We start from the raw sequence: 3,309 nt of genomic DNA on the forward strand, positions 1-3,309 counted from the left end.
CGAATGTCTTGGCTCAACAAGTTGTGCAAACCTCTCTTGGAGGTTACCAATCCGTGGATGAACTCTTGCTTCCAGGTGGTCGAATCTACGAACAACGCAACTTCATCTACAAAGCTATCAATGATATTCCAGGCCTCTCAGCTGTTAAGCCAAAGGCTGGTCTCTATATCTTCCCTAAGATTGATCGGGACATGTACCGCGTGGATGATGATGAACAATTTGTTTTAGAGTTCTTGAAGCAAGAAAAAATTCTCTTGGTTCATGGCCGTGGCTTTAACTGGAAGGACCCAGATCACTTCCGGATCGTTTACCTTCCACGTGTGGATGAATTGGCTCAAATTCAAGAAAAAATGACTCGTTTCTTGAAACAATACAAACGCTAATTATCATGAAGGATTGAAGATGAAGGTCTTCAATCTTTTTTTGATTCATTCTATAAATTCCATGCCATCGAATCGACATTTTTCTGAATTGCGCATAATTGTAGGAAAAATAAATAATTTTCAGATAATTTGATTGAAATTCCTACACTTATATGATATACTTTAGCTGACTATATGCGAGGTTTATTATGGCAAACTTATTAGAAAAAACACGTAAAATTACATCCATCTTGAAACGGACTGATGAGCAGTTGCAAGTCGAGATGCCTTACAATGATATTGCCCAACAATTGGCGGATATTATCAATTGTAATGCTTGTATTATTAATAGCAAGGGAACCCTTCTTGGTTATTTCATGCGTTACAAGACTAACAATGACCGAGTAGAAGCTTTCTTTCAAAATAAAAAATTACCAGAAGATTATGCCAAGGCAGCTAGTTTGGTCTACGATACAGAAGCTAACCTTCCCATCGAGCATGATTTGACAGTCTTTCCAGTAGAGACCAAGTCTGAATTTCCTGATGGCTTGACGACAATTGCGCCCATTCATGTTTCTGGGATTCGTTTGGGGTCTTTGATCATTTGGCGGAATGATAAAGAGTTTGACGACGATGATTTGATCTTGGTTGAGATTGCTAGTACCGTGGTAGGAATTCAAATGTTGAACTACCAACGCGAGGAAGATGAGAAGAATATTCGTCGCCGGACAGCAGTGAATATGGCCGTCAATACCTTATCTTACTCTGAATTGCGGGCCGTATCTGCTATCCTTAGTGAATTGAAAGGAAACGAGGGGCAGTTGACCGCTTCTATCATCGCGGATCGTATTGGGATTACCCGCTCTGTGATTGTCAATGCACTTCGGAAATTGGAGTCAGCCGGCATTATTGAAAGCCGTTCTCTTGGAATGAAGGGAACCTATCTCAAAGTGTTGATTCCAGATATCTTTGAAGAAATTAAGAAAAGAGATTACTAATGACCAAAGCCTTGATTTCAATTGACTACACTGTCGATTTCGTAGCAGATGATGGTAAGCTTACGGCAGGTGCTCCTGCACAAGCCATTTCCGAGACCATTGCTCAGGTGACCCAATTGGCCTTTGACCAAGGAGCCTATATCTTTTTTGCCATTGATGCGCATGATGTAGAGGATCCTTTTCATCCTGAAAGCAAGCTCTTCCCACCTCATAATATCATTGGGACCAGCGGACGTGATTTGTACGGCCCTTTGGCAGATTTTTATCGGGAGCACAAAGCGGATCCACGCGTCTTTTGGATGGACAAACGTCATTATTCTGCTTTTTCAGGAACGGACCTAGATATCCGCCTTCGAGAACGTCATGTAGATACCGTTATTTTGACAGGTGTCTTGACTGATATCTGTGTCCTCCATACAGCGGTTGATGCCTACAACCTCGGCTATCAGATCGAAGTCGTGGAACCTGCAGTGGCATCGCTTACTCCTGAAAATCACCAGTTTGCCTTGAATCATTTCAAGCATGTCTTAGGGGCAAGCTTGGTAGATAAAACTTTAAGTGAAAATAAATAAAGAGTATGAAATTAGTTGAGTGTAGTTCTCAATTAGTCTCATCTCTTTTTCTTATTTTAATGCAACATGAAAAGCTAAAATTATGATAAAATAGAAGGTATTGGAAATTATCATTTCACGAAAGGAAGCAAGATGAAAATTACGCAAGAAGAGGTAACCCACGTTGCCAATCTTTCAAAATTGAAATTCTCCCCAGAAGAGACTGCTGAGTTTGCGACAACCTTGTCGAAGATAGTCGACATGGTAGAATTGTTGGAAGAAGTGGACACAACAGGTGTGGCCCCAACAACGACCATGGCTGACCGCAAGACCGTATTGCGTCCGGATGTTGCTGAGAACGGGACGGACCGTGACCGCTTGTTTAAAAATGTACCTGAAAAAGACAATTACTACATCAAGGTACCAGCTATCCTAGAAGATGGAGGAGATGCCTAATGTCATTCAACCATAAAACCATTGAAGAGTTGCACGACCTCCTTGTCTCTAAGGAAATCTCAGCAACCGAATTGACACAAGCGACACTTGACGATATCAAGGGACGTGAAGAAGCAGTCAATGCCTTTGTGACAGTGGCAGAAGAAGCGGCTCTTGCGCAAGCCAAGGCCATTGATGCAAAAGGAATCGATGCAGATAACCTCCTGTCAGGGATTCCACTCGCTGTCAAAGACAATATCTCAACAGATGGTATCTTGACAACAGCGGCTTCAAAAATGCTCTATAACTACGAGCCAATCTTTGATGCGACAGCTGTTGCCAATGCCAAAGCCAAAGATATGATTGTCATCGGGAAGACCAACATGGATGAATTTGCCATGGGTGGATCTGGAGAAACTTCTTACTATGGACCAACTAAGAATGCTTGGGACCACAGTAAGGTGCCTGGTGGATCTTCTAGTGGTTCAGCAGCTTCTGTCGCTTCAGGGCAAGTCCGTTTGTCCCTTGGTTCAGATACAGGTGGTTCTATCCGTCAACCGGCTGCTTTTAATGGGATTGTTGGTCTCAAACCAACTTATGGAACGGTTTCTCGTTTTGGTCTCATTGCCTTTGGTAGCTCACTCGACCAAATTGGACCATTTGCACCAACGGTTAAGGAAAATGCCCTCTTGCTCAATGTTATTGCCAGTGAAGATGCTAAAGATTCAACTTCAGCGCCAGTGCGCGTAGCCGATCTTACTTCTAAGATTGGTCAAGACATCAAAGGTATGAAGATTGCCCTTCCGAAGGAATACCTTGGCGAAGGGATTGACCCAGAGGTCAAAGAAACCATCCTTAATGCGGCCAAACACTTTGAAAAATTGGGAGCAACTGTCGAAGAAGTTAGCCTTCCACACTCTAAATATGGGGTTGCCGTTTACTACATCATCGCTTCATCTGAAG

At 42.7% G+C, this 3,309-nt stretch carries 4 protein-coding genes and 1 pseudogene; all 5 read left to right on the forward strand.

Annotated elements, in window-relative coordinates:
• Window positions 1-383 (forward strand): annotated as a pseudogene (locus SPADD19_RS00880) (aminotransferase); the annotation flags it as partial.
• A 188-nt stretch (window positions 384-571) separates the two neighbouring features.
• Window positions 572-1,360, forward strand: coding sequence for a GTP-sensing pleiotropic transcriptional regulator CodY (gene codY, locus SPADD19_RS00885; protein WP_003018323.1), 789 nt, complete (start codon window positions 572-574; stop codon window positions 1,358-1,360).
• The gene (locus SPADD19_RS00890; RefSeq protein WP_003018298.1) at window positions 1,360-1,932 is read left to right on the forward strand and encodes a cysteine hydrolase family protein; all 573 of its coding nucleotides are present in this window, start codon (window positions 1,360-1,362) and stop codon (window positions 1,930-1,932) included. The genes codY and SPADD19_RS00890 overlap by 1 nt, the downstream gene beginning before the upstream one ends.
• A 132-nt stretch (window positions 1,933-2,064) precedes the next feature.
• Window positions 2,065-2,367 carry an Asp-tRNA(Asn)/Glu-tRNA(Gln) amidotransferase subunit GatC gene (gatC, locus tag SPADD19_RS00895; RefSeq protein ID WP_061454963.1) on the forward strand — a complete coding sequence of 101 codons (303 nt, stop codon included), beginning with the start codon at window positions 2,065-2,067 and terminating at the stop codon, window positions 2,365-2,367.
• Window positions 2,367-3,309, forward strand: a 943-nt coding sequence (locus tag SPADD19_RS00900) for an amidase (RefSeq protein WP_128861553.1), incomplete at its 3' end; no start/stop codon positions are given. The genes gatC and SPADD19_RS00900, both read left to right, overlap by 1 nt.

The sequence above is a fragment of the Streptococcus parasanguinis genome, assembly GCF_001578955.1.
Classification (GTDB): Bacteria; Bacillota; Bacilli; order Lactobacillales; family Streptococcaceae; genus Streptococcus; species Streptococcus parasanguinis_U.

Excerpts from the sequence above, each read along its gene's own strand:
- codY (WP_003018323.1), top strand. The coding sequence starts at position 572 with ATGGCAAACTTATTAGAAAAAACACGTAAAATTACATCCATCTTGAAA.
- gatC (WP_061454963.1), top strand. The coding sequence starts at position 2,065 with ATGAAAATTACGCAAGAAGAGGTAACCCACGTTGCCAATCTTTCAAAA.
- SPADD19_RS00890 (WP_003018298.1), top strand. The coding sequence starts at position 1,360 with ATGACCAAAGCCTTGATTTCAATTGACTACACTGTCGATTTCGTAGCA.